22 protein-coding genes and 1 tRNA gene are annotated in these 21,669 nt (G+C 60.6%); 10 read left to right on the plus strand and 13 right to left on the minus strand.

Annotation, left to right across the window (positions count from 1 at the left end):
• Nucleotides 1–41 precede the first annotated feature (41 nt).
• From V1471_RS05845 to V1471_RS05860, 4 genes are all read right to left on the minus strand, one after another.
• Entirely contained in the window at nt 42–464 is a 423-nt protein-coding gene (locus tag V1471_RS05845; RefSeq protein ID WP_434287413.1) for a DUF1499 domain-containing protein, read from the minus strand.
• Nucleotides 461–1,423, minus strand: coding sequence for an agmatinase (gene speB / locus V1471_RS05850; RefSeq protein ID WP_434287414.1), 963 nt, complete (start codon nt 1,421–1,423; stop codon nt 461–463). Before speB ends, V1471_RS05845 begins: the two co-directional genes overlap by 4 nt.
• Before the next feature lie 176 nt (nt 1,424–1,599).
• Nucleotides 1,600–2,193, minus strand: coding sequence for an outer membrane protein (locus V1471_RS05855; protein WP_434287415.1), 594 nt, complete (start codon nt 2,191–2,193; stop codon nt 1,600–1,602).
• 215 nt (nt 2,194–2,408) lie between these two features.
• Nucleotides 2,409–4,253 carry an ABC-F family ATP-binding cassette domain-containing protein gene (locus V1471_RS05860; RefSeq protein ID WP_434287417.1) on the minus strand — a complete coding sequence of 615 codons (1,845 nt, stop codon included), beginning with the start codon at nt 4,251–4,253 and terminating at the stop codon, nt 2,409–2,411.
• Between the two features lie 88 nt (nt 4,254–4,341).
• Here V1471_RS05860 and V1471_RS05865 point away from each other — a divergent pair, with 88 nt between their 5' ends.
• Entirely contained in the window at nt 4,342–5,004 is a 663-nt protein-coding gene (locus V1471_RS05865; RefSeq protein ID WP_434287418.1) for a LysE family translocator, read from the plus strand.
• On the opposite strand, the gene V1471_RS05870 is transcribed toward V1471_RS05865, so the two are convergent.
• Together V1471_RS05870 and V1471_RS05875 are read right to left on the minus strand one after the other, a co-directional pair.
• Nucleotides 5,005–5,757 carry a GNAT family N-acetyltransferase gene (locus V1471_RS05870; RefSeq protein WP_434287419.1) on the minus strand — a complete coding sequence of 251 codons (753 nt, stop codon included), beginning with the start codon at nt 5,755–5,757 and terminating at the stop codon, nt 5,005–5,007.
• A 342-nt stretch (nt 5,758–6,099) separates the two neighbouring features.
• The gene (locus V1471_RS05875; protein WP_434287420.1) at nt 6,100–7,851 is read right to left on the minus strand and encodes an ATP-dependent nuclease; all 1,752 of its coding nucleotides are present in this window, start codon (nt 7,849–7,851) and stop codon (nt 6,100–6,102) included.
• A 231-nt stretch (nt 7,852–8,082) separates the two neighbouring features.
• On the opposite strand from V1471_RS05875, the gene msrB reads away from it, so the two are divergent.
• The gene (gene msrB, locus V1471_RS05880; protein ID WP_434287421.1) at nt 8,083–8,490 is read left to right on the plus strand and encodes a peptide-methionine (R)-S-oxide reductase MsrB; all 408 of its coding nucleotides are present in this window, start codon (nt 8,083–8,085) and stop codon (nt 8,488–8,490) included.
• A 171-nt stretch (nt 8,491–8,661) separates the two neighbouring features.
• Here the strand turns inward: msrB and V1471_RS05885 are convergent, their stop codons facing one another.
• Nucleotides 8,662–9,147: an outer membrane protein assembly factor BamE gene (locus V1471_RS05885; RefSeq protein ID WP_434287422.1), complete on the minus strand. Its 486-nt coding sequence runs from the start codon at nt 9,145–9,147 to the stop codon at nt 8,662–8,664.
• A gap of 86 nt (nt 9,148–9,233) precedes the next feature.
• On the opposite strand from V1471_RS05885, the gene V1471_RS05890 reads away from it, so the two are divergent.
• From V1471_RS05890 to V1471_RS05925, 8 genes are all read left to right on the plus strand, one after another.
• Nucleotides 9,234–9,797 carry a YceD family protein gene (locus tag V1471_RS05890; protein ID WP_434287423.1) on the plus strand — a complete coding sequence of 188 codons (564 nt, stop codon included), beginning with the start codon at nt 9,234–9,236 and terminating at the stop codon, nt 9,795–9,797.
• A gap of 309 nt (nt 9,798–10,106) precedes the next feature.
• Complete coding sequence (gene rpmF / locus V1471_RS05895) at nt 10,107–10,313, plus strand: 50S ribosomal protein L32 (RefSeq protein ID WP_066701648.1); 207 nt, start codon at nt 10,107–10,109, stop codon at nt 10,311–10,313.
• 24 nt (nt 10,314–10,337) lie between these two features.
• Nucleotides 10,338–11,492 carry a phosphate acyltransferase PlsX gene (plsX, locus tag V1471_RS05900; RefSeq protein WP_434287425.1) on the plus strand — a complete coding sequence of 385 codons (1,155 nt, stop codon included), beginning with the start codon at nt 10,338–10,340 and terminating at the stop codon, nt 11,490–11,492.
• Nucleotides 11,493–11,511: 19 nt separating this feature from the next.
• Entirely contained in the window at nt 11,512–12,486 is a 975-nt protein-coding gene (locus V1471_RS05905) for a beta-ketoacyl-ACP synthase III (RefSeq protein WP_434287426.1), read from the plus strand.
• A 140-nt stretch (nt 12,487–12,626) separates the two neighbouring features.
• Complete coding sequence (ihfA, locus tag V1471_RS05910) at nt 12,627–12,926, plus strand: integration host factor subunit alpha (RefSeq protein ID WP_434287427.1); 300 nt, start codon at nt 12,627–12,629, stop codon at nt 12,924–12,926.
• Nucleotides 12,927–12,950: 24 nt separating this feature from the next.
• The gene (locus V1471_RS05915; RefSeq protein WP_434287428.1) at nt 12,951–13,883 is read left to right on the plus strand and encodes a MerR family transcriptional regulator; all 933 of its coding nucleotides are present in this window, start codon (nt 12,951–12,953) and stop codon (nt 13,881–13,883) included.
• An 80-nt stretch (nt 13,884–13,963) separates the two neighbouring features.
• Nucleotides 13,964–14,040: transfer RNA gene (locus V1471_RS05920), tRNA-Pro, on the plus strand.
• Nucleotides 14,041–14,139: 99 nt separating this feature from the next.
• Nucleotides 14,140–15,210 (plus strand): 2'-deoxycytidine 5'-triphosphate deaminase, encoded by a 1,071-nt coding sequence (locus tag V1471_RS05925; protein ID WP_434287429.1) that lies wholly within the window; start codon nt 14,140–14,142, stop codon nt 15,208–15,210.
• A 557-nt stretch (nt 15,211–15,767) separates the two neighbouring features.
• Here the strand turns inward: V1471_RS05925 and V1471_RS05930 are convergent.
• The 6 genes from V1471_RS05930 to argS form a co-directional block, all read right to left on the minus strand.
• A complete protein-coding gene (locus V1471_RS05930) occupies nt 15,768–16,019 on the minus strand; it encodes a hypothetical protein (protein WP_434287430.1) in 252 nt (83 codons plus the stop codon).
• 83 nt (nt 16,020–16,102) lie between these two features.
• A complete protein-coding gene (gene scpB, locus V1471_RS05935; protein WP_434287431.1) occupies nt 16,103–16,738 on the minus strand; it encodes an SMC-Scp complex subunit ScpB in 636 nt (211 codons plus the stop codon).
• The gene (locus V1471_RS05940) at nt 16,731–17,546 is read right to left on the minus strand and encodes a segregation and condensation protein A (RefSeq protein WP_434287432.1); all 816 of its coding nucleotides are present in this window, start codon (nt 17,544–17,546) and stop codon (nt 16,731–16,733) included. Before V1471_RS05940 ends, scpB begins: the two co-directional genes overlap by 8 nt.
• Nucleotides 17,547–17,575: 29 nt before the next feature.
• Complete coding sequence (locus tag V1471_RS05945) at nt 17,576–18,553, minus strand: glycoside hydrolase family 3 N-terminal domain-containing protein (RefSeq protein ID WP_434287433.1); 978 nt, start codon at nt 18,551–18,553, stop codon at nt 17,576–17,578.
• Between the two features lie 14 nt (nt 18,554–18,567).
• Entirely contained in the window at nt 18,568–19,767 is a 1,200-nt protein-coding gene (locus tag V1471_RS05950) for an SPOR domain-containing protein (RefSeq protein WP_434287434.1), read from the minus strand.
• A gap of 141 nt (nt 19,768–19,908) precedes the next feature.
• Nucleotides 19,909–21,627, minus strand: a complete 1,719-nt coding sequence (argS, locus tag V1471_RS05955) for an arginine--tRNA ligase (protein ID WP_434287435.1) — start codon at nt 21,625–21,627, stop codon at nt 19,909–19,911.
• Between the last annotated feature and the right edge of the window lie 42 nt (nt 21,628–21,669).

Genomic DNA, 21,669 nt, shown 5'->3' on the forward strand with positions numbered 1-21,669 from the left:
GGCGATCTGTTGCGATGAAACACGGTCCGGGTCAAGCCGCGCTAAAACCCGGCCGCCTTGATCCACGCCTCCGCCCGCCGCCCGTTGACGCCGAAATCGGACTTGCCGAAGCGCAGCCGCGCCAGAACCACCGCCTCGGAGCCGCCCTCGGAACTGCGTGCGGAAATCGTGGTGAAATCCGGGAAGCCCCAGAACGCCGTGCGGGTCCGATAGGTCAGCCGCCCCTCCTCGACCGACCCGGCGACGCGGCGCGTGCGCATCTCGGTTTCGGCAATCGCCGCCAGACGGGTGAGCGCCTCCTCCGGCGTCAAAGGCACGGACACCAGTCGTTTCACGCCGCCCGGCGCAGGGTCGGCGGCGGCAAAGGGATCGACATGCCAGCGGGCGGAATCGGTCGGGGCAAGGCGAATGACCGCCTGAAGCACCACAAATCCGATGATCGCCCCCCAGAACAGCATCTTCATCCCGTCCGTCGCGTCCAGCCATAGAGCGCGATGATCTCCATCGCCACATGCGCGCCCGCCACCGCCGTCGCCCCCGTCGTGTCATAGGGCGGCGAAACCTCGACCACGTCGCCGCCGGTGAGGTTCACCCCCGCCAGATCGCGCAGGATCGCCGCCGCCTGCCAACTGGCCAAGCCGCCCCAGACGGGCGTGCCGGTGCCGGGCGCAAAGGCCGGGTCCAAACAGTCGATGTCGAAGGTCAGATAACAGTTCCGATCGCCGACGATCTTTTTCACCTCACTTGCCACCCACGCGGCACCGCGTTCATGCACCGTCCGCGCGTCGATGATATTGACGCCCAAAGTGTCCGGGTTGTCGGTGCGAATCCCGATCTGGACCGAGGTTTTCGGATCGATCACACCGGTTTTCACCGCCTTGTAGAACATCGTGCCATGGTCGATCCGCGTCAGGTCATCGTCCTGCCATGTGTCGGAATGCGCATCGAAATGGATGAGGCTCAGGGGCCCGAACTTTTCCGCATGGGCCTTGAGAATCGGGTAGCTGATATAGTGATCGCCGCCCAGCACGAGGCTCCCCGCGCCCGCCGCCAGAATCCCCCGGATGTGATCCGTCAAGCGCTCCGGAAACTCCGACACCATGGCGTAATCGAAGGCCAGATCGCCGTAATCCACCACATTGAGCTCGTCCAAGGGCGAATACCCCCAGCCATAGGGTGCATCGAAGGGCTGAAGCGCGGAGGCCTCGCGGATCGCCCGCGGCCCCAACCGCGTGCCCGGCCTGTTGGTCACCGCCTGATCGAAGGGCACGCCGGTGATCGCCAGATCGACACCCGCAAGATCCTTGGTATAGCGTCGACGAAAGGCCGACAGCGCACCGCCAAAGGCATTCTCATAGGCCAGCCCCCGGCCGGAACCGGTAAAGGCCAGATCAATCTGGGTTTTCGCGTCTTCGAGCGCCATACCGCCCCTCCCGTTCAGTCTCGCCCTCACTTTAGCGTCCCCGGGGACCGTGTCCATCGGATGTTGACCCGCGGGTCATAGAAACGTCAAAGCCCCCCGCCTGTGAAGACGGGGGGCCAGAGATGGCCGGAACAGACCATCGGGGGGGGAAATCGTTACGCCTTCCGATCAGAGGATCAGAAGCGGAAGCTCACGCGCGCGCCGAGAGTGGTGGCGGAGAGGTCTTCACCGCTGTTGTCGAATTCGTCGAATTCGTTTTGCAGCAGTTCGGCACCCACGGTCATGTTGTCGGAGACGGCATAGTCCACACCGAGACCGTAGACATAGCCGGTGTCGTTGTAGGACGCGCCGTTGATATCGGCTTCACCATAGGCGGCACCGACCACACCGTAGACCAGAGCCGGGCCCATGTCGTAACCGGCACGCAGTTTCAGACGGGTCAGGTTGTCGAGGCTGTTGTTGCCTTCTTCCATCTCCGTGGCGTTGTATTCGAGTTCGCCACCGAGCACGAAGTTGCCGAAGTCATAGTCATAACCGCCGTAGACGCCGTAGGTCATGTCGTCCGCATCGTCGAGCGCGTCCTGACCCCAGCCGTAGCCGATGGTCGCACCGACGTAACCGCCGGTCCAGTCGGTGCCAGCGACCGGCATGACGGGTGCGGGGGTGATCACCGGCTGTTCGACGACCGGTTCGGAATAGCCGCCGGCAAAAGCCGGAGCGGTGAGAGCAAAAGCGGCCAGAGCGAGTGCCGGGGTTGCGATACGTTTCATGGTTTTTCTCCTTTACTGCCTCGTTCAGAGGTGATGCCTTGATCGACATCTCAACGAGAGACATAGAGAAAACGTTCCGGGAAAACAGAGGGGTAACGGTCACGCCCGCGTGAGGAAACCGTGAAGTACCCTAAATCGGTGAAAAGCTGCCGAGCCGAACTTTCAGACTGGCAAGAACTGGCCGAGGAAAAACTATCCACAAGAAATCCGCGCCCTCAGGCGTCGGAATTCTTCTCTTCGAGCGTAAGCCATTCTTCCTCGGCGGCCATCAGCGCCTCTTGCCGCTGCGTCAGCATCTCGGTCGCCTTCTTGAATTTCACCGGCTCGCGGGTGAACAGTTCCGGATCGGCCAGAAGCTCGCCGATTTTGGCAATCTCGGCCTCCAGCCGTTCGATTTCCGAGGGAAGCGCCTCAAGCCGGTGCTTTTCCGTGAAGGACAGTTTGGATTTCGCAGGCGCAGGTTTCGCTGCCGCTTTCTCTGCGACCTTTTCAGCGGGTTTCTCCGCCTTGGCCGCCGCTTTCACATGCGGCTTCTCATTGGCGAATCCATTGTCGCCGCGCTGTGCCAGATAATCCGTCCAGCCGCCCGCATAGAGCGTCGCCGTCCCGTCCCCAGGAACCGCCACGGTCTGAGTCGCCACCCGGTCGATGAAATCCCGGTCGTGCGACACCAAGAGAACCGTGCCCTCGAAATCCGTCAGCAATTCCTGCAACAGATCGAGGGTTTCAATATCGAGATCGTTGGTCGGCTCGTCGAGCACCAAAACGTTCGAGGGTTTCGCCATGATTTTCGACAGCAAAAGCCGCGCTTTCTCGCCGCCCGACAGCGACGCGACCGGTGCCCGCGCCTGTGCTTCGGAGAACAGGAAATCTTTCAGATAGCCGACCACATGTTTCGGCGTGCCGCGCACCATGACCTGATCGGCCTTGCCGGAGACGGAAATGTCCTTGTCCGAGGTCATCGCCTCCCAAAGCGTCAGGTCTTCGCGAATGTTCGACCGGGTCTGATCGAACACCGCCATTTCGAGCTTTGTCCCGAGTTTGATCGTGCCCGAATCCGGTTCCATCTCGCCGGTGAGCATTTTCAAAAGCGTGGTTTTACCCGCCCCGTTCGGCCCGACAAAGGCGATCCGATCTCCCCGGCCCACCTTGATGGAGAAATCACGCACGATCACGCGCTCCCCAAAGCTCTTGGAAATGTGATCGGCCTCGACCACCCGCTTGCCGGATTTCTCGGCGACCTCAAGCTCCATCGCCGCCGTGCCCTGGCGTTTGATCTGGCTTGCACGTTCCGAGCGCAGGTCCTGAAGCGCCCGCACCCGGCCCATGTTGCGTTTGCGTCGCGCCGAAATACCTTCGACGGCCCACCGCGCCTCCGCCTTGATCTTGCGATTGAGCTTGTGCCGCTGCTGGTCCTCTTCGTCCCAGATCTTGTCGCGCCATTCCTCAAAGGCCTCAAAGCCCTGTTCCTGGCGGCGCACTTCGCCCCGGTCGATCCAGAGCGTCGCGCGGGTCAGATGATTGAGAAACGCCCGGTCGTGCGAGATCAGCACAAAGGCCGTCTTCGTCAGCCGCAACTCCTCTTCGAGCCATGCGATGGCTTCGATGTCGAGGTGGTTCGTCGGCTCGTCGAGCAACATCAACCCCGGCGCTTCGGCCAGAAGTTTCGCCAAAGCCGCCCGCCGCCGCTCGCCGCCCGAGGCGGTCGCGACCGGCGTCGCCGGATCGAACTTGAGCCCCTCGGCCACCATATCGACCTTATAGCTCTCCGCCGCATCGAGCTGCGAGGCCGCAAAATCGCCCAGCGTCTCGAAGCCCGAGAGATCCGGCTCCTGCTCCATATAGCCGACCGTGATCCCCGGCCCCAAAACCCGGCTGCCCTTGTCCGCCTCGACAAGCCCCGCCATGACCTTCATGAGCGTCGACTTGCCCGAGCCGTTCCGGCCCACAAGAGCGACCCGGTCGCCCTCCTGAACAACGAGAGACAGCCCGTCAAAGACAGGGTTTCCACCAAAGGTGAGCGAAATATCGGAGAGTTGTAAAACGGGTGCGCGTGCCATGTCGCACCGCTACTCGGGCGCCGCACAAAGGTCAATGATCATGTCATGTGATGGCCCCTGTCACAAAGCCGCGTTGGACGCCTGTGCCATGGCTTTATACCCTGCCCCCATGTTCGATTACACGCTCCTGCACTGGACCACATTCTTCTCCGCCGCCCTGCTGCTCAATCTCGCGCCGGGGCCGGATTTCGCCTTCATCCTCGGCCAAACGCTCCGCGGCGGCAAACGCGCGGGCTTTGTCGCCATGTTCGGCATCTGGACCGGGGCGATGGTCCATGTCCTGATGGCCGCACTCGGCCTGTCGGCCATCCTCATGACCTCCGCCACCGCCTTCTCCATCGTCAAATGGATCGGCGCGGCCTATCTGCTCTGGCTCGGTCTCTCCGCGCTGCGCTCAAATGGCACGAGCTTCCTGCCCGAGCACCCGGCAACAAGCCCCCAGAGCCGTTCTGCGACGATTTTTCGCCAAGGCATGCTGACAAACATCCTGAACCCGAAAGTCGCGCTGTTCTTCCTCGCCTTCCTGCCGCAATTCGTGGTCGAAGGCGCAGGACCGCTCCCCGCGCAACTGTTCCTCCACGGCATCCTGATCATCGTCATCGCCGCCTTCATCGAGCCGCCGCTGATCCTGATGGGCGACCGCCTCGGCACAGCGCTGCGCCGCTCACAAACGCTTGGCAAATGGATGGAACGCTCCTTGGGTGCGATCTTCATCGCCCTCGGCCTCCGCCTCGCTCTGGAAAAACGCTGATCAGCCCGCCACCGACCGCAGCAACTTCTTGCGCGCCGGAGGAATAGCCTTGATCTCCACGCCCGTAAAAACATGGATCGTGTTCAGATCGCGATCCACCACCGCGTGATCCGACACCCAGCCGCCCATCATCAGATAGGTCTTGAGCAAAGGCGGCATCGCCTTGGCCGCGCGTTTCGCATCCGGCTTGCGCCGCAGACGCGCGGCATATTTGAACACATTCGGCGCTTTCACCTTGGGCAAAAACCGTTTCGGCCCGAGATGGCGGTGTTTCAGCATCGCCAAAGCATCGGCATGCAGCGCCCAGTCCGCCCCATGAAACGACGAACAGCCGAACAACAGCTCGACATTCTGCTCGTCGACATAGCGCGTCATCGCGCCCCAGGCGATGCGCAGAATATCCGGGTCGAGACACTCGGGATGAATGCAGAACCGCCCCATCTCCAACATCCGGCCCTCATACTCCGCCAGCCCCTCAAGCCCGTAAAACTGCGCCGAATAGCTCCGCGTGATCTCCGCCCCGCCGTTCAGGTCCAGAAACCGATAGGTGCAGACCAGCCGCCCGCTCTTGCGCTCCTCGATCAGAACATGGCGACACAGCCCGTCGAAATTGTCCGTTTCAAGCCCGTCCAGACGCTCCGCCGCGCCCGTTCCGGCCACGAAGGCCAGATAGCGCAACCGCTGCGCCGCCTCGATATCCGCGCGAGTTTCGGCAAAACGCACCGTGTAACGGCCCTTGAGCAGGTTGAACATCGCGAAGGCTTCCTTCCGCTTTCACCAATATCTTACCATAAGACTATGGGGTCGCTCCTTCATGCCTGCAAGAGATGACGGTTTTTTGACGTTGGCTTTGGGTGTGTGATCGCGGCAGACGAAATGCGGCGCATTTTTGGTGAAATGGGCGGGGAGCGGAAGTTCGCTGCAGGTGCGAGACATTGGCGCGCTGGACGCGAAGCTGTCTTTCGTTGCGAAGAGAAGCTGTCTTTCGTTGCGAAGATACGACAACCGTTATGCACCAAAGCAATATTGGACATAAACAGTTCATATTGTTATGGTTTTACCATGCTTAAGTTCAGAAATTATCCTGCTGCTCAATTAAGAAAAATAGCTTCTAAAATCCGCCAGAACCTTGATCAGCTTTGGATGTATCTCTGCAGCCGTGAGTTCATCAGCCACTCTTGAGGTTGTAAGCGTCACTCCGAAGTTTTCCTGAACAAATTTCCCCATGGCAGAGAAAATAACTTTTCCTGGCACTACTGCTGTCCTGAAATCGGTATTGGACCAGTCTTCTGTGAATTGCGCTTGAAAAGTGGACGATAACGTCGGCGTGTCAAGTTTGGGGTTCTTCGAAAGCTGGTATTGAATGTAGTGCCCCATACGCAGCCCAAAAACTTTGTCTCGAGCTTCTCCAATCAATCGTTCAAACTCTGCCTCGACTGCTGTAGAGGACTCTGACTGGTCAATTCCATCTGAATACTTCTGAATAACCGCGTTCATCGCTCGCGGAACCAAAAGAACATTCTCAATCTCCTTAAAAGGTAGAACAAAACAGCATGCGCCTGCTTCTGCCATCTTTTTTTCGAATTCGTCGACTTCTTCCAAAGATCTATAGTCGCTGTCAAAAAGTGCAGCGACTTGCACTTCCATATCAAAAAACTCCCTAAAAACCCAAGCTGTGGTGGATACTTTTCCCCAGTTAGAAAAACCATCGGTTTTCATAAGTGTCACTGAGGAACCTGACAGGTAGTCTATTCCGCCAAGAGCTTTCGACACCTTGGAAAGCAGCCTGTTGTCTGCACCTTCGAAATAAAGAACTTTTTGCGTTCTCGCTAAACGTGCAAATTGGGCGTTTTCTGAGCTTCCAATGGCCGAATACACTTCAGAGTAGCCGTTTTCGTTTCTTAACCTTTTGGCAGACTGAGCTGACGGTCTAACGATCAGAACATCTGCGGCATCAGAAGCGTTGATTATTTCCGTGGAGTGTGTAGCGATGAAAAACTGACCTACTCTTTGACCCACTAATTGTAGAAGGCGATGCTGTAGGTCAGGGTGGAGGTAGATGTCGGGTTCATCCAAAACTAAAATTGATCGATGATCTGACTGCGTCAAGTGCATCATGGTCTGCATCCAAACTTGAAATCCAAATCCCGCCCACTGAACCTCGCGGACGTTGCTACCGTCGCGGAAATACATCTGTACGAAGCTTCTTTTCCCGTCACGCTGTATCTCTGGCGGCATCAATCGAATCCCGGGCCATCCGTGCTCGACAAGGTCAGAGAACGCTTCGAATTCCTTGTCCGTTTTGTGCAGCCAAAAGTTGCGGAAGTTTCTGCTCGCTAGACGACCGAACCGATTGCGTTCGACTGTCTCAAAGCGAACAACCTCTTCGTTCTGTTCAAGCGGGCTCAGTGTTGGCACGACAACGATATCTAGTGGGAACTGGCTTTTTAAATACTGGCTACCCTTTTGCGCAGGTGTGTCTGAAACTAGATAGCATTCGAGATCAGCATCCGGATTCAACTTGATCACAAATTTGTTGCCATTCGTGGCGGTCAACTCAATCTTGGCTGTCACTTCTTTGAAGTTATGTACGCAGTATCGCAGGTCTAGTTGCACAACAGACTGAGGGACAAAATAGGTCGCGCATACTCCATGCCCATCTTGCGATCTAAGTTGAGACGACCTCCGGCGCGCTGAACGAAGTACGTCAAAAGCTATCCGCAATGCATCCAACGACGTAGACTTACCTGCGTTGTTCGGACCAACCAAAACATTTTTGTCACGCGCGGAAATCTTAAATCGGGGAAACGATTTATAGTCGAAAAACTCCAAAGACTTAAGTTTCATCAGTCACCTGTCCGCCTTACCTGACTGCCTAGTATTAACGAGCTAATTGACTATTGACAGTAAAACCTCGATTGAACTTCCGCTGGTAATCCTATCAGCCCGAAAGTCAGCTTTCCGCGCAGCAATCGCAGTACCCAAAAGTGCTAGGCAATGGCCGCTCTGGGTCGCTCCCCCCCTTGCCACCAGCCCCGTACCCCCTATCTTTCTCCCAAACGACCACGGGAGCCCATCATGCCAAAAATCGAAAAATCAGATGCCGAGTGGCGCGAGGAGCTTGATCCGGAGACCTACCGCGTCACCCGTCAGCACGGCACCGAGCGCGCCTTTTCCCACCCCGGCTTCCCGAAAGCCCCCGGCACCTTCACCTGTGCCTGTTGCGGCGCGGAGTTGTTTCGGCAGGAGAACAAATTCGAATCTCATTGCGGATGGCCGTCCTTTGACCGCACCAAGGCGGACGCCCCCGTCGCCGAGACCCGCGACACCTCCTTCGGCATGATCCGCACCGAGGTGCATTGCGACGAATGCGGCGCGCATCTCGGCCATGTCTTTCCGGACGGCCCGCGCGAGACGACCGGCCTGCGCTATTGCATCAACGGCGTGTCGATCCGGTTTCTGCCGGATGACGGCGCGGTGGCGTAACCCCCCGCGTTTCTGCCCGACGCCCGATTTCCTGCCCGACGGAAGTCCGACAAAAGTCCGACGCAAATCCGACAGCCGGTTTTCGCCGTAGTTTGGCTTTCCGATGGCCGAAATACTCAAAAGAAAAGCCGCCCCGAAGGCGGCTTTTTCGTCTCTTATCCCAGCCCCGGCTTACTGCAAAAGCTGCTCGGCCGAGATGTTGCCGAGGTTGCCGAAGAGCTGATCGAGGAAGGTGATCCCCTTGATATTGTCGTCGGTCACACGGCGTTCCAGCACCACGACCCGGCCCTGTTCAAGCCCGAAGCGCTCGACATTGCTGACCACGCCGCGCCCGTCGAAGGAGATCGCAACCACTTGACGATCCACCTCTTTCGGCTCGAACGCACCATAGTGGCGGAATTGCGAGCGAACGTAATACCAGCCGGAATTGTCGCGAATCCCCTCGACCCCCGGCGCGCCGATCTTTTCGGCCACGGTGTCCTTGGTGTCGGCCCCGACCCGCACCTCCGCCAGTTGGCCGGAAGTGGGCACATAGCCATGGTTGCGGAACTGCGCGACACAGGCGCTCAGTGACAGGATCAGGATCAGCCCCAGAACGGCTTTCGCCACGATTGCGGCCCCCTTTACAGCCCCATGCGGGAAAATACGGTCGGACATAAGCCCCCTCTTGCCTTGTGCACTTGCGCTTCGTATCCGTATCCGGCTTATAGAAACAGCGCCCGACGATCAAGGAGACTTCCACCATGGGACACGACGGCTTGAACAGCTGGGGCAGCCCGCTGCACCTGCGTGATCTTTCCGATGCGCATGCTCACGCCTTCCGCCTCGTACCTTCCAGCGAAGATCTGGAGGAAATGGCGACCACCCTGGGCCTCAGCTCGGTCCGCAAGCTCAAGTTCGAGGGCAAGCTGATCCCTGTCGGCAAGCGCGACTGGCGGCTTGAGGGCGAATTGGGTGCCACCGTTGTGCAGCCCTGTGTGGCCACTCTCGTCCCGGTCACGACCCGGCTCGATGTCCCGGTCAACCGCACCTATATCGCCGATCTGCACGAGGAATTTCACCCCGAGCAGGAGCTTGAGATGCCGGAGGACGACACGGTCGAGCCCCTGCCCGCCACGCTCCTGCTGTCCACCGTCGCCGAAGAGGCGCTGGCCCTCGCCGCCCCCGATTACCCGCGCGCCGAAGGGGCGGAGCTGGGCGTCACCCAGTTCACCGAACCCGGCAAAGCGGCGATGAGCGACGAGGACACCAAACCCTTCGCCGCCCTCAAAGCGCTCCGCGACAAGATCGGCAAAGACGGCGAATAAGCGGCGGAAATGGCGGCCCGAAAGCCGCTTTTATGCCCCTCGAACAAAACACTTGCATGGAATCGCAAAGCGAGTATGTTCCCGGCCTCGCTTCCATGCACGTCTTTGACAGATCCGAGACGCGGATCAGACAAGAGCGCAGATAAAAATTATGGTGCAAACCATGGTTTACACTCTGCCCGCGAAGGCCTATGAAGCGCCAAAGTTTTCACCGGGCATGAGGCCCGGACTTGTATCAGGGGCATCCGCCCCGCCCACCAGAGGCACGGGATCGCAAGGCCCCCTGCCCGTTGCTACCGAGGTTGAGACATGGCTGTCCCTCAGAATAGAGTTACCCGCTCCAAGCGGAACATGCGCCGCGCCCACGATGCTCTGGTCGCCGGCAACCCCGCCGAGTGCCCGAACTGCGGCGAGCTGAAACGCCCGCACCACGTGTGTGGCGCTTGCGGCCATTACGATGACCGTGAAGTCATCGCGCAGGCCGACGAGATCGACCTCGACGAAGACGCGGCGTAAGTCCGATCCCCGACTGGCGTTCTGATGAGCATGAGCCCGTCCGAGACTTCTTCCGGCACCTCTGCCCCGGTCACGGGACAGGGGTCCGGGCATAAGGAAACGGACAACAAGGGACGGCCTGACGTGCGCGATGGGGTTCAAATCACGCTTTCGATCGACGCCATGGGTGGCGATCGTGGACCGGCGGCAATTGTCGCCGGTATTGCGCGTTCTGCATCCAAGAATCCGGCCCTCAAATTTATCGTCCACGGCAACGGGGCCGAGCTTGAAAAGCTTGTCCGCAAACGCAAGGTGCTGCGTGATCGCGTCGAGATTCGCGACGTGCCGGGCGTCGTGACCATGCATGACAAGCCCTCGACCGCGATGCGCCGCACCGATACTTCGATGCGCTCCGCCATCGACGCGGTCAAAGACGGCGAGGCTCAGGCCTGCGTCTCCTGCGGCAACACCGGCGCATTGATGGCGACTTCGATGATCCGCCTGCGCAAGCTCGACGGCGTCAACCGCCCTGCCATTGCCTGTCTCTGGCCTTCCCGCAACGCACAAGGGTTCAACGTCATGCTCGACGTCGGCGCCGACATTCGGGCCGATGCGGGCGATTTGCTGCAATATGCAATGATGGGTGCCTCCTATGCGCGCAACGGGCTTGGACTTGAGACCCCGCGAGTCGGTCTTCTCAATGTCGGCACCGAAGAGCACAAGGGCCGCGCCGAGCTGAAAGAAGCCAACGAGCTGATCGAGAACGCCTCCGGCATCGGCGGCTATAGCTTCAAGGGCTTCGTCGAAGGCGGCGATATTCCCGGCGACCGGGTGGACGTGATCGTCACCGACGGCTTCACCGGCAACATCGCACTCAAGACCGGCGAAGGCACCGCGAAACTCGTGGGCGATCTTCTCAAGGAAGCGTTCAAGGCCACACCGCTGTCGCGTATCGCGGCGCTCCTGGCCCTGACCTCTCTGAAACGCCTGCAAAAACGAATCGATCCGCGTCGGGTGAACGGCGGGGTCTTCCTCGGGCTCCGCGGCACCGTGGTCAAATCCCACGGCTCGGCCGACGCGACAGGTGTCTCCGCTGCGATCAAACTGGCCTATGAGCTGTCTGCTTCGGGCTTTACCGATCGTTTGGCGGCACGGGTTGCATCCGCCGTCGCCACATCGCAAAATGACGGAACGTCATAAATAACATAAGGCCTTGTCCATGACAGTCCGGGCAGTCGTCGCAGGTGTGGGGCACTATCTCCCCTCCCGCGTGGTCGAGAACGCAGAGTTCGAAAAAAACCTCGATACATCCGATGAATGGATCCGCACCCGTTCCGGGATCGAGCGGCGCCATTTCGCCGCCGAAGGGGAAACCACCTCCATGCTGGGGGCCGAGGCCGCGAAGGCCGCGCTCAAGGATGCGGGGCTTGAGCCCTCGGACATCGACGCGGTAATCGTCGCCACCTCGACGCCGGATTTGACCTTTCCCTCCGTCGCCACGATGATTCAGAACGCGCTCGGCATGTCCTGTGGGTTTGCCTTCGATGTGCAGGCGGTCTGCGCAGGCTTCATCTATGCCCTGTCGAACGCCAACGCCCAGATCGTCTCCGGTCAGGCCAAACGCGTGCTCGTCATCGGTGCCGAGACCTTCTCGCGCATCATGGATTGGGAAGACCGTTCGACCTGCGTACTCTTTGGCGACGGTGCGGGTGCACTTGTGCTTGAGGCCCGCGAAGGGGCCGGCACGCCTCAGGATCGCGGTATTCTCTCGGTCGATCTGAACTCCGACGGCAGCTACAAGGATATGCTCTACGTCGATGGCGGCGTATCCACCACAGGCACGGCGGGCAAACTCCGCATGCAGGGCAATGCCCTGTTCCGTCAGGCGGTCCAGAAACTTGCCGAAACCGCCGAGACCGCCATTGGCAAAGCTGGGCTGACGCCGGAAGACATCGACTGGATCGTGCCGCATCAGGCCAATATCCGCATCATCGAAGGCACGGCGAAGAAGCTTGGCCATTCGATGGATCAGGTCGTTGTGACCGTTCAGGATCATGGCAATACCTCCGCCGCCTCCATTCCGCTCGCCATGTCGGTCGGCAAGGCGCGCGGCCAGATCAAGGAGGGCGATGTCTGTGTCGCCGAGGCGATCGGTGGTGGGCTGGCCTGGGGCGCGGTGGTCATCCGGTGGTGATCCGCGGGTCACGCCGGGTCAGGCTTGCCTGACCTTTTCGGCAGGTTCCGGCGCCTCAACTGCCCCAGCCAAGTCATTGATATTGACGCAAGCTTGGCAAACTGCCACTCTCCGGGGCAATCATTCCGCAGGGGGAAAAAATGAACAAGACACTGACCCGTATGGATCTCAGCGAATCCGTGTTTCGCGAGGTTGGCCTGAGCCGCAATGAATCCGCCGCCCTCGTCGAAAGCGTGCTGGCGCATATTTCCGACGCGCTGGTGGAGGGCGAAACCGTCAAGATCTCGTCTTTCGGCACCTTCTCGGTGCGCGCGAAATCCGAGCGCGTCGGCCGCAACCCGAAGACCGGCGACGAAGCCCCGATCCCGGCACGCCGCGTCCTGACTTTCCGTCCTTCGCATCTGATGAAGGACCGCGTGGCGGCGGGCAACAAGTCGTAAATCCGCTTAAAGGTTTGATCTACAATGGATAAATCACCGGACGCCTTCCGCACGATCAGCGAGGTTGCCGATTGGCTGGACACGCCCGCACATGTCTTGCGGTTTTGGGAAAGCCGGTTCACCCAGGTCAAACCTGTGAAACGCGCAGGCGGGCGGCGGTACTACCGCCCGGCCGATATGGCGCTTTTGGGTGGGATCAAAAAGCTGTTGCACGACGATGGCATGACCATTCGCGGAGTGCAGAAACTCTTGCGTGAACATGGGGTGAAATATGTCGCCTCGCTCTCGCCGGAGATCGAGGGCATTGAGCCGATCAGCGCCCCCGCGCCGGAGCACAGTCCGATTCCCCCTGCGCCCTTCGCGCCCATGGCCGAAATGGTACCGCAGGACGATTTTGACAGCCCCGAGCCGGAAGAGCGTGTGATTCCCTTTGCCCGCCCGGAGCCGACATCTGTTCCGACCCTGCCGATCACGGCCGTTCATGAGACGAAGGTGGAAGCCGAAGAGGTCACAGCGCACGAAAACACGGACCTCGAAGACCTCACCGCAAATGTCCTTGCCGAAGAGGCCATAGACACCGCGGGTGCCGAGACTGTCTTCGGCCAACAAACTGCCGAGATACCCTCCCCCCCGAAAGCGCCCCTTCCCGGTCAGGCCTCTTTCGACTTCGATCTCAGCCCCACGGTCGATCTGTTCGAGGAGCCCGATCTGATCGAGGCGGAGGATGAGATCGAAGAGACCTATGTCGCGCCAGAACCATCTGTTTTTGCTGCGCCAATGCCGCTCGGCGGAGATCTTGAGATTCCGGGAGATCCCTTGGACGAGGCGGATCTGGGGCCCGTCACCCCCGGCATTCTTGGCCAGTTGAACCATCGCCAGTTGCGCCATCTGCCACAGGCAGAGCTTGCCGCTCTGATGACCCGCGCCGCGGCCCTGCGCGCGCGGATGGCTGGCTGATCTGTCCTCGGAATTTGCGCCGATTTTGATAATTTAGCGCTTGCCCCCGCCACGGAAATCACTATGTAAAGGGTCCACGTCGGGCTATAGCGCAGCCTGGTAGCGCGTCCGTCTGGGGGACGGAAGGTCGCAGGTTCAAGTCCTGCTAGCCCGACCAAAACACCTCAAAACCGCTCGCGGCCTCTGGGCTTGCGGGCGGTTTTGCGTTAGAGCTTTCGGATATGAAACAAGACCTTGAGGGCTCTGGGAGGACGACATGGGTGTTTTGGCCGATCATGCCATTCGGGAGATGCTGACGCGCGGCGAGATTACGGCCAGCCCGGCGGTGATCGACGCGCAGGTGCAACCCGCCTCCCTCGATCTGCGGCTTGGCACCCGCGCCTGGCGGGTTCGCGCGTCGTTTCTGGCAGGCGAAGGGCGCACGGTCGCCGAACGCCTCTCCGAATTCGAAATGCATCAGATCGACCTGACCGAGGGTGCGGTTCTGGAAAAGGGCTGCGTCTATGTCGTGCCTCTGATGGAACGCCTCGCCCTGCCCGACGGCATTCAGGCCGTCGCCAATGCCAAAAGCTCCACCGGGCGGCTCGATCTTCTGACCCGTCTGATCACCGATGAAGGTGTCGAGTTCGACCGCATCGCACCGGGCTATGACGGGCCGCTTTACGCCGAGATTTGCCCCCGCTCCTTCTCCGTTCTGGTGCGCCCCGGCATGCGGCTCAATCAGGTGCGGTTCCGCGCCGGGCAATCGGTTTTGTCCGATGCCGAGTTGGAGGCACTCCATGCCGAGAGCCCGCTCGTCAATGGCACGGCGGTGATCGATCAGGGGCTGGGCTTTTCCGTCGATCTCGAACCCGCCGAGGGCGCTCTCGTCGGCTATCGCGCCAAGCCGCACACCGGGGTGATCGACCTCGACAACATCGGCTTTTACGACCCGGCGGACTATTGGGAGCCGATCTATTCCAAGACCGGCCAGATCATCCTCGATCCGGGGGCGTTCTATATTCTCGTCAGCCGTGAGGCCGTGCATATCCCGCCCGATTACGCCGCCGAAATGGCGCCTTATCTGGCCATGGTGGGCGAATTCCGGGTGCATTACGCGGGCTTTTTCGATCCCGGTTTCGGCAATGCGGCGGCGGGCGGCGAAGGCGCGCGCGGCGTGCTCGAAGTGCGCTGCCACGAGGCGCCCTTTGTGCTGGAACATGGGCAGATCGTTGGCCGTCTGGTCTACGAGCGCATGGAAAGCCGCCCGGATCGGCTTTACGGCGCCGATCTCGCCTCGAACTATCAGGGTCAGGGCCTCAAGCTTTCGAAACATTTCCAGGGCTGATTCCGGGGCTGAGGCGACCGCCATCGTTCAGTGCAGCGCAAAACCTGAGGGGATCACATCTTCCACGGTTTCTCCTCTCTCGGACACGGGGGGGCGCTGCATTCACCTGATTGCGGCCGTTCGATTTGGCAGTGTAAAGCGCCGTATCGGCCTTGTGGATCTCTTGCTCCAGCGTATCCGTTCATCTGCCGATCATAGACCCTCACGCCAAGGGACAGGGTTATCGGCTCCCGCTCGCCCTTGTTGTCCCCATCCAACATGTGCCGCCACCGCCCTGCGCAGCACCTGTGCCATGCTCATGGCCTGATGCAGGTCGGCCTTATCCTAAAACCCGCCAATGTAATCGCACACCGCGCGCAGGTTCATCAGCCCGGCCAGCCGTGCGAGCAAGGATTGCAGGCGCAGAGCGGCGACAGCGGGATCATAAGACAGACCCTCAGTCGCGCGCCGGGACGCTCCGCTCCTCAACACGGGGCCCCCCTCTCCAACGGAAAGAACCGCCGACAGAAAGATCGGCCACACCGCCCGCGCAGGACAGAAGACTCGTCAGAACCACCCTAGAATTTTCCGATTCGCCGACTCATCCGGGCAATTTTTTTCGCCCGCTGTACGGTGTCCTTGCTCTGTTTCGCCAAGCGCGCCTGATCCGCCTTCTGCTCCGGGGTCATTTCATCCCCCGGCACGGTCTTGGCACCACGGCGTTTTGCAAGGCTCTTTGTTCCCGCATCGATCCCGGCGTTGACCCCCTTGTTCACAAGGGTGCGCACGAAGCGGTTCACGATCATCGAGATCAATCTGTCCAAATTCATACTGAGCTTCCCTTATGTTTCACAAACTTGGTTAGCGCCGGAATAAGGTCATTCCGCGGCACGCACACGAAAACTCTGTGCCCTCAGGCCTCGTCCTCAAACAGGTCGTCCTGATCCTCGTCCGCATCACGCTCCTCGTCGAGCCCCGGCATCGGACGGCTTTCCAGAAGCCCGGCCGCCCGCAATTCTTTAACCCCTGGCAGATCGCGCGCTGTCTCGAGACCGAAGTGATCGAGAAAGGCGGGCGTCACCACATAGGTGACCGGACGCCCCGGCGACATCCGCCGCCGCCCGAAGCGAATCCATTCCAGCTCTATGAGCTGATCCAACGTACCGCGCGACACCGAAACGCCGCGAATTTCTTCGATCTCGGCGCGGGTGCAAGGCTGATGGTAGGCGATGATCGCCAGCGTTTCAATCGCAGCCCGGCTGAGCTTGCGGGTCTCGGTGGTTTCCTTTTGCATCAGAAAGCCGAGATCCGGCGCGGTGCGGATCGCCCAGGCCTCGCCCACGCGTACCACGCGCACGCCGCGCCCCTCGTAGCGTTTCTGCAAAAGCTCAACCGCCGCTTTCGGATCGCAACCATGCGGCATCCGTCCCGCCAGATCGGCAATCGTCACCGGATCAGCAGCGGCAAAAAGCACGGCCTCGACCATCCGCTCCTGTTCGGCCAAAGGCGGCGCCGCAAACAGGCTCTCCTCAAAATGCTCCTCAGCCATTGTCACTCCGTGATGTTCTGATCTGTCGGGCCTTGATCTGGATCGGCTCGAAGGTGCCGCCTTGACGAATTTCGATCTGCCCCTGTTTTGCAAGCTCCAAAGAGGCCGCAAAAGTCGCCGCCGTCGCCGAGCGGCGTTTCTTGGGGTCGAGCGCCCAGCCCTCGGGCAGATAGCTCGAGAGATCCGCCCATTCGACCGCATAGGGGATCAGGTAACGCAGCTTTTCGAGCGCCTGCTCCATCGACAGGATCGCCTCGCGGTCCAGAACGAAGGGCCGGAACTCGTCCTTGGTCCGAACCCGCGCATAGGCCTGCATCAGGTCGAGAAGACTGGCCGTATAGGTCACATTGCGCAACCGCTGCACCGCTTCGGGAATGCCACGGGCAAAGAAATCCCGGCCCTTCTGATCGCGCGCCATGAGTTTGGCGGCGGCCTCGCGCATCGCCTCCAGACGTTGCAACTGAAAGGCAAGATGCGCGGCCAGTTCTTCGCCCGAAGGTCCCTCGTCGGTGGGATCGGGCGGCAACAGGAGTCGCGATTTCAGGAAGGCCAACCACGCCGCCATCACCAGGTAATCGGCGGCCAGTTCGATCCGAAGCTCCTTGGCCTTCTCGACGAAGAGCAGATATTGCTGCGCCAGATGCAGGATCGAGATTTTCATCAAATCGACCTTCTGCGTGCGCGACAGTTGCAGCAAAAGATCGAGCGGCCCCTCGAACCCGTCGACATCCACGATCAAGGCCTCGGCGGCGAGGCGTTCCTCGACCGACAGGATATCGCTGATGTCAAACTGATCTGGATCGGCCATCGGGCCCTCTTCAGGAGTGCGGCGTTAAGTCAGGAGGCTAAAAACTCGTCCGCCAGAGCGTCCGTGTCAATGGGCACATAGGCGGGACGGCTGTCTGCCGCCCAGTCCGCACGGGCCTGTGCTGCATCCGTCATCAGGCCGAGCGCCGCGACCTCTTCCATCTCCGCCAGATTGCCGTTGCAATGCAGCACGAGATCGCAGCCTGCTTTGAGTGCAACATCACCACGTTCCCGCACCGTACCCTGAAGCGCGCCCATAGAAATATCGTCCGTCATCAACAGGCCCTGAAAGCCGATCTCCTCGCGGATCACGCGGATTGCTTCGGGGCTTTGCGTCGCCGGACGGTCGGGGTCGATCGCATCCATGATAATATGCGCCGACATGCCCATGCTCAAATCGTTCAGGGCCATGAAGGGGGCGAAATCCGCATCCAAAGCGGCGCGCGAGGCCGTCACGCGCGGCAGCCCCTTATGGCTGTCCACCGTGCCGCGGCCATGGCCCGGCAGGTGTTTCATCACCGGCGCAACCCCGCCCGCCGCCATACCTTCGACCAGAGCGCGGCCCATGCGGGCCACCATCATAGAGTCCTCGGAGAAACAGCGGTTGTGCAGGAAAGGATGGGTGTCGGGCCGCGCCACATCGAGACCGGGGACGCAGTTCACGTCGATCCCGACGCTGTGCAGATCCTCCGCCAAAAGCCGCCCGCGCAGCCAAAGCGCGCGTTCGGCATCATGCGCCTTTTCCACTTGTTCGAAGGGCGGCAGGAATTCGCGCCAATACGGCGCGCGCATGCGTTGCACCCGGCCACCTTCTTGATCGATCAGGATCGGCGCATCTCGGCCCACCGCGTCGCGCAGGGTGCCGGTCAAGGTCCGAAGCTGCTCCGGGTCAGCCACATTTCTGGCAAAAAGAATAAATCCCCAAGGGTTAGAGGACCTAAAGAATTCAATTTCCGAAGATGTGAGGACAAGTCCCTCACAGCCAAGGATAAATGCGCCCTGCCCCATGGGTTCTCCGGCGCTCAGCGCTGAACCGTCGGCGTGCAGGCCGCGTTCATCGAGGTCATCGCAGCACAGAAGCGGTTCGCGTCCGAGGCATCGGCAAACCCGTAGGCGCGCAGGCGATAGAAGGTCTTGCCTCCGCTTTCCGCCTTCTCGATCACACGCGTCTTCCCGTCCATGAGATCGGTGAACCGCCCGGTCAGGCGCTCCCATTCGGACCGCGCCACTTCTGCCGACTGATAGGCGCCGAATTGCACCAGACGGCTGCCCTCGGGCACATCCTCCGGAGCCATTTCCCGTGCCATTTCCACACTCTCGGCGGCACCAAGCGCGGCGAGAATATCACCGGCCACCCCGTCGAGGCTCGCACCGCCATGCTCAGCGGCCAAAGAGGCAAGCCGCACCGGGCGCGGTTTCGGCATGGGAACGGGGATCGCATTGGTCGCGGGCGTGTCCGCAAGCAATTCGGGTTCTTCCGCGGCCACCGTTTCGACCTCCGCAAGCTCCAGCGGCTCTTCGTCTACGGCCACCTGCTCAAGCGGGGGAGCGGGCGGTTGCACCTCATAGGCAGAACCGGACGGCTCATAAGAGCTTAGCACCGGCTGGATATGCGCCATCGGCTGATCTTCCTCAGACAGGTTTGCCGCGGCGGGTGCAAGCACATAGCTGTCGGCGGGCGGCGCGGCGGAGCCATCGGCAGTCACGGAATTGACCGCAAGCCCTTGGTGCATCGCCAGTTGCCCGCCCGGTTCGTCAGGCAGGACGCGTGCAGCCCCTTCGATCGCGCGGATCACCGGAACGCCGGTCACATCGCGCACCATCAGCTTGTAGCCCCAGACACCGAGACCGAGGATCAGCGCGAGAGAGATGATTGCGCCGCCCCATTGTGCAGGCCCCAGATGCGGGCGCTCGGACACCTCTTCGGGCAGCATATCCGTGGTGTCATAGACATAGGCCGGACCGGCCTCGTAAGAAGCGCGCGGGTCCTGAAATCCGGTTGCGGTCGTGCGCGGCGACTGTTGCTCAAAATGCACATGTCCATCGGCAAAAAGCCGGTCCGCATCGGGCCTCTGACGCAGCTCGGGATGGCCGTAACCTGGATTATGCGTCCCGCGCGTCACCTGCGGCTCGGGTCGCTGCCAGTGATTGTCATAGGAAGAATAACCGTCCGCCTGGGGCGACGCATAGCCCATACGGGGGCCGTTCGACACGTCCTGCATTCTCTTCGCCTCACTCTTTTCCCGCCTTGTTTTCTGCGGGTTATCAACTGCTCTTGAGAGGCCGCATGAGGATCTTTTGCCCTCGTTTCCTACGGCCCCTCACGGGGTCATTTGCCCACTTTCCGCCTGTGCCGGACAGGTTCAGCGCATCTCGGTCATGGGTTCGACCCCAAGGATACCAAGACCTGCGGAAATCACAACGGCCACGGCACGCGGCAGGGCGATTTTTGCCGCCGACAGGTCGGCGTCGTCATGCAGGAAGCGCAGCGCCTCGTTTTCGTTGCCCTTGTTCCAGAGCGCATGGAAATCCGACGCCAGCTCATAGAGATAGAAGGCAATCCGGTGCGGTTCGTGTCCTTTGGCGGCGATCTCGACCTGACGCGGGAAGTCGGCGATCTTGCGCGCCACCGCGATCTCGGCCGGGTCGTCGAACTTCGGCGTATTGCTCAGCGTCACGCCCTGCTCCGCAGCCTTGCGCAGCACGGAATGCACCCGCGCGTTGGCATATTGCACATAGAACACCGGGTTGTCTTTCGACTGCTCCAGCACCTTGTCGAAATCGAAATCCAAGGGCGCGTCGTTCTTGCGGGTCAGCATGATGAAGCGCGTGACATCCTTGCCCGCCTGCTCGACCACATCGCGCAGAGTGACAAAAGTGCCCGCACGTTTCGACATCTTGAACGGTTCGCCGTTCTTGAAGAGCTTCACAAGTTGGATGAGCTTGATATCGCAGTCGACCTTGCCATCAGACAGCGCAGAGACAGCGGCTTTCATCCGTTTTACATAGCCGCCATGGTCGGCGCCGAACACGTCGATGATGCCGTCATAGCCGCGTTTCACCTTGTCGTAGTGATAGGCGATGTCGGGGGCAAAATAGGTCCAGGAACCGTCGGATTTCTTCACCGGACGGTCGACGTCGTCGCCATGTTCGGTGGATTTGAACAGCGTCTGCTCGCGCGGTTCCCAATCCTCGGGCGTTTTGCCTTTCGGCGGCTCAAGAACGCCTTCGTAGATCAGCCCCTTGTCGTCGAGCTCTTTCAGAGCCGCTTCGATCAGCCCGGTGCCGTAAAGCGATTTCTCGGAGAAGAAATTGTCCATCTTAACGCCCAGAAGCGCGAGATCGCCCCGGATCATGTCCATCATCTCGCCGGTGGCAAACTCGCGCACCTCGTCGATCCATTGCTCCTCGGGCGTGTTGAGCAGGCGCTCGCCGTATTTCGCCTTCATCGCTTCGCCGACCTGCTTGAGGTAATCGCCCGGATACATGCCCTCTGCGATCTCCGGGTTCAGCCCGTTGGCCTCGCGGTAGCGTTCAAAGGCGGAGCGCGCCAGCACATCGACCTGCGCGCCGCCATCGTTGATGTAATATTCGCGCGTCACGGCAAAGCCCGCGAAATCCAGGAGAGACGCCAGAGCATCGCCAAACACCGCGCCACGGGTATGGCCCACATGCATCGGCCCCGTCGGGTTGGCGGAGACATATTCGACGTTGATCTTCTTGCCCGCGCCCATGGTCGAGCGGCCATAGCCCTCAGCCCCAAGAACGCCCTCGACGAGCCCGCTCCAGACGCCTTCTGCCAGTCGCAGGTTGATGAACCCCGGCCCCGCCACATCGACCGTCTCGACCCGCGGATCGGCGGCGAGTTTCTCGGCCAGCTTGCCCGCGATCTCGCGCGGGTTGGCCTTGGCGGGTTTCGCCAAAACCATCGCGGCATTGGTCGCCATATCGCCATGCAGCGGATCGCGCGGCGGCTCCACCGCCACGTTGACAAAATCGAGCCCCTCGGGCAGCGCGCCCTCGGCGGTCAGCGCCGCAAGGCTGTCGATCACAAGGACACGGATATCGGCGAACAGGTTCATGACGTCTCTCTATCGTATAGCTTGGCGCGGGTTTACCACGCA

This window comes from Celeribacter sp. SCSIO 80788 (genome assembly GCF_051054295.1).
Lineage (GTDB): Bacteria > Pseudomonadota > Alphaproteobacteria > Rhodobacterales > Rhodobacteraceae > Celeribacter.

Excerpts from the sequence above, each read along its gene's own strand:
- V1471_RS05940 (WP_434287432.1), bottom strand. The coding sequence starts at position 17,546 with ATGGCCGATCCAGATCAGTTTGACATCAGCGATATCCTGTCGGTCGAG.
- msrB (WP_434287421.1), top strand. The coding sequence starts at position 8,083 with ATGCCAAAAATCGAAAAATCAGATGCCGAGTGGCGCGAGGAGCTTGAT.
- V1471_RS05855 (WP_434287415.1), bottom strand. The coding sequence starts at position 2,193 with ATGAAACGTATCGCAACCCCGGCACTCGCTCTGGCCGCTTTTGCTCTC.
- V1471_RS05915 (WP_434287428.1), top strand. The coding sequence starts at position 12,951 with ATGGATAAATCACCGGACGCCTTCCGCACGATCAGCGAGGTTGCCGAT.
- V1471_RS05875 (WP_434287420.1), bottom strand. The coding sequence starts at position 7,851 with ATGAAACTTAAGTCTTTGGAGTTTTTCGACTATAAATCGTTTCCCCGA.
- V1471_RS05905 (WP_434287426.1), top strand. The coding sequence starts at position 11,512 with ATGACAGTCCGGGCAGTCGTCGCAGGTGTGGGGCACTATCTCCCCTCC.
- V1471_RS05890 (WP_434287423.1), top strand. The coding sequence starts at position 9,234 with ATGGGACACGACGGCTTGAACAGCTGGGGCAGCCCGCTGCACCTGCGT.
- V1471_RS05945 (WP_434287433.1), bottom strand. The coding sequence starts at position 18,553 with ATGGGGCAGGGCGCATTTATCCTTGGCTGTGAGGGACTTGTCCTCACA.
- V1471_RS05865 (WP_434287418.1), top strand. The coding sequence starts at position 4,342 with ATGGCTTTATACCCTGCCCCCATGTTCGATTACACGCTCCTGCACTGG.
- ihfA (WP_434287427.1), top strand. The coding sequence starts at position 12,627 with ATGAACAAGACACTGACCCGTATGGATCTCAGCGAATCCGTGTTTCGC.
- rpmF (WP_066701648.1), top strand. The coding sequence starts at position 10,107 with ATGGCTGTCCCTCAGAATAGAGTTACCCGCTCCAAGCGGAACATGCGC.
- V1471_RS05860 (WP_434287417.1), bottom strand. The coding sequence starts at position 4,253 with ATGGCACGCGCACCCGTTTTACAACTCTCCGATATTTCGCTCACCTTT.
- scpB (WP_434287431.1), bottom strand. The coding sequence starts at position 16,738 with ATGGCTGAGGAGCATTTTGAGGAGAGCCTGTTTGCGGCGCCGCCTTTG.
- V1471_RS05930 (WP_434287430.1), bottom strand. The coding sequence starts at position 16,019 with ATGAATTTGGACAGATTGATCTCGATGATCGTGAACCGCTTCGTGCGC.
- V1471_RS05950 (WP_434287434.1), bottom strand. The coding sequence starts at position 19,767 with ATGCAGGACGTGTCGAACGGCCCCCGTATGGGCTATGCGTCGCCCCAG.
- V1471_RS05925 (WP_434287429.1), top strand. The coding sequence starts at position 14,140 with ATGGGTGTTTTGGCCGATCATGCCATTCGGGAGATGCTGACGCGCGGC.
- plsX (WP_434287425.1), top strand. The coding sequence starts at position 10,338 with ATGAGCATGAGCCCGTCCGAGACTTCTTCCGGCACCTCTGCCCCGGTC.
- V1471_RS05845 (WP_434287413.1), bottom strand. The coding sequence starts at position 464 with ATGAAGATGCTGTTCTGGGGGGCGATCATCGGATTTGTGGTGCTTCAG.
- V1471_RS05885 (WP_434287422.1), bottom strand. The coding sequence starts at position 9,147 with ATGTCCGACCGTATTTTCCCGCATGGGGCTGTAAAGGGGGCCGCAATC.
- V1471_RS05870 (WP_434287419.1), bottom strand. The coding sequence starts at position 5,757 with ATGTTCAACCTGCTCAAGGGCCGTTACACGGTGCGTTTTGCCGAAACT.
- speB (WP_434287414.1), bottom strand. The coding sequence starts at position 1,423 with ATGGCGCTCGAAGACGCGAAAACCCAGATTGATCTGGCCTTTACCGGT.
- argS (WP_434287435.1), bottom strand. The coding sequence starts at position 21,627 with ATGAACCTGTTCGCCGATATCCGTGTCCTTGTGATCGACAGCCTTGCG.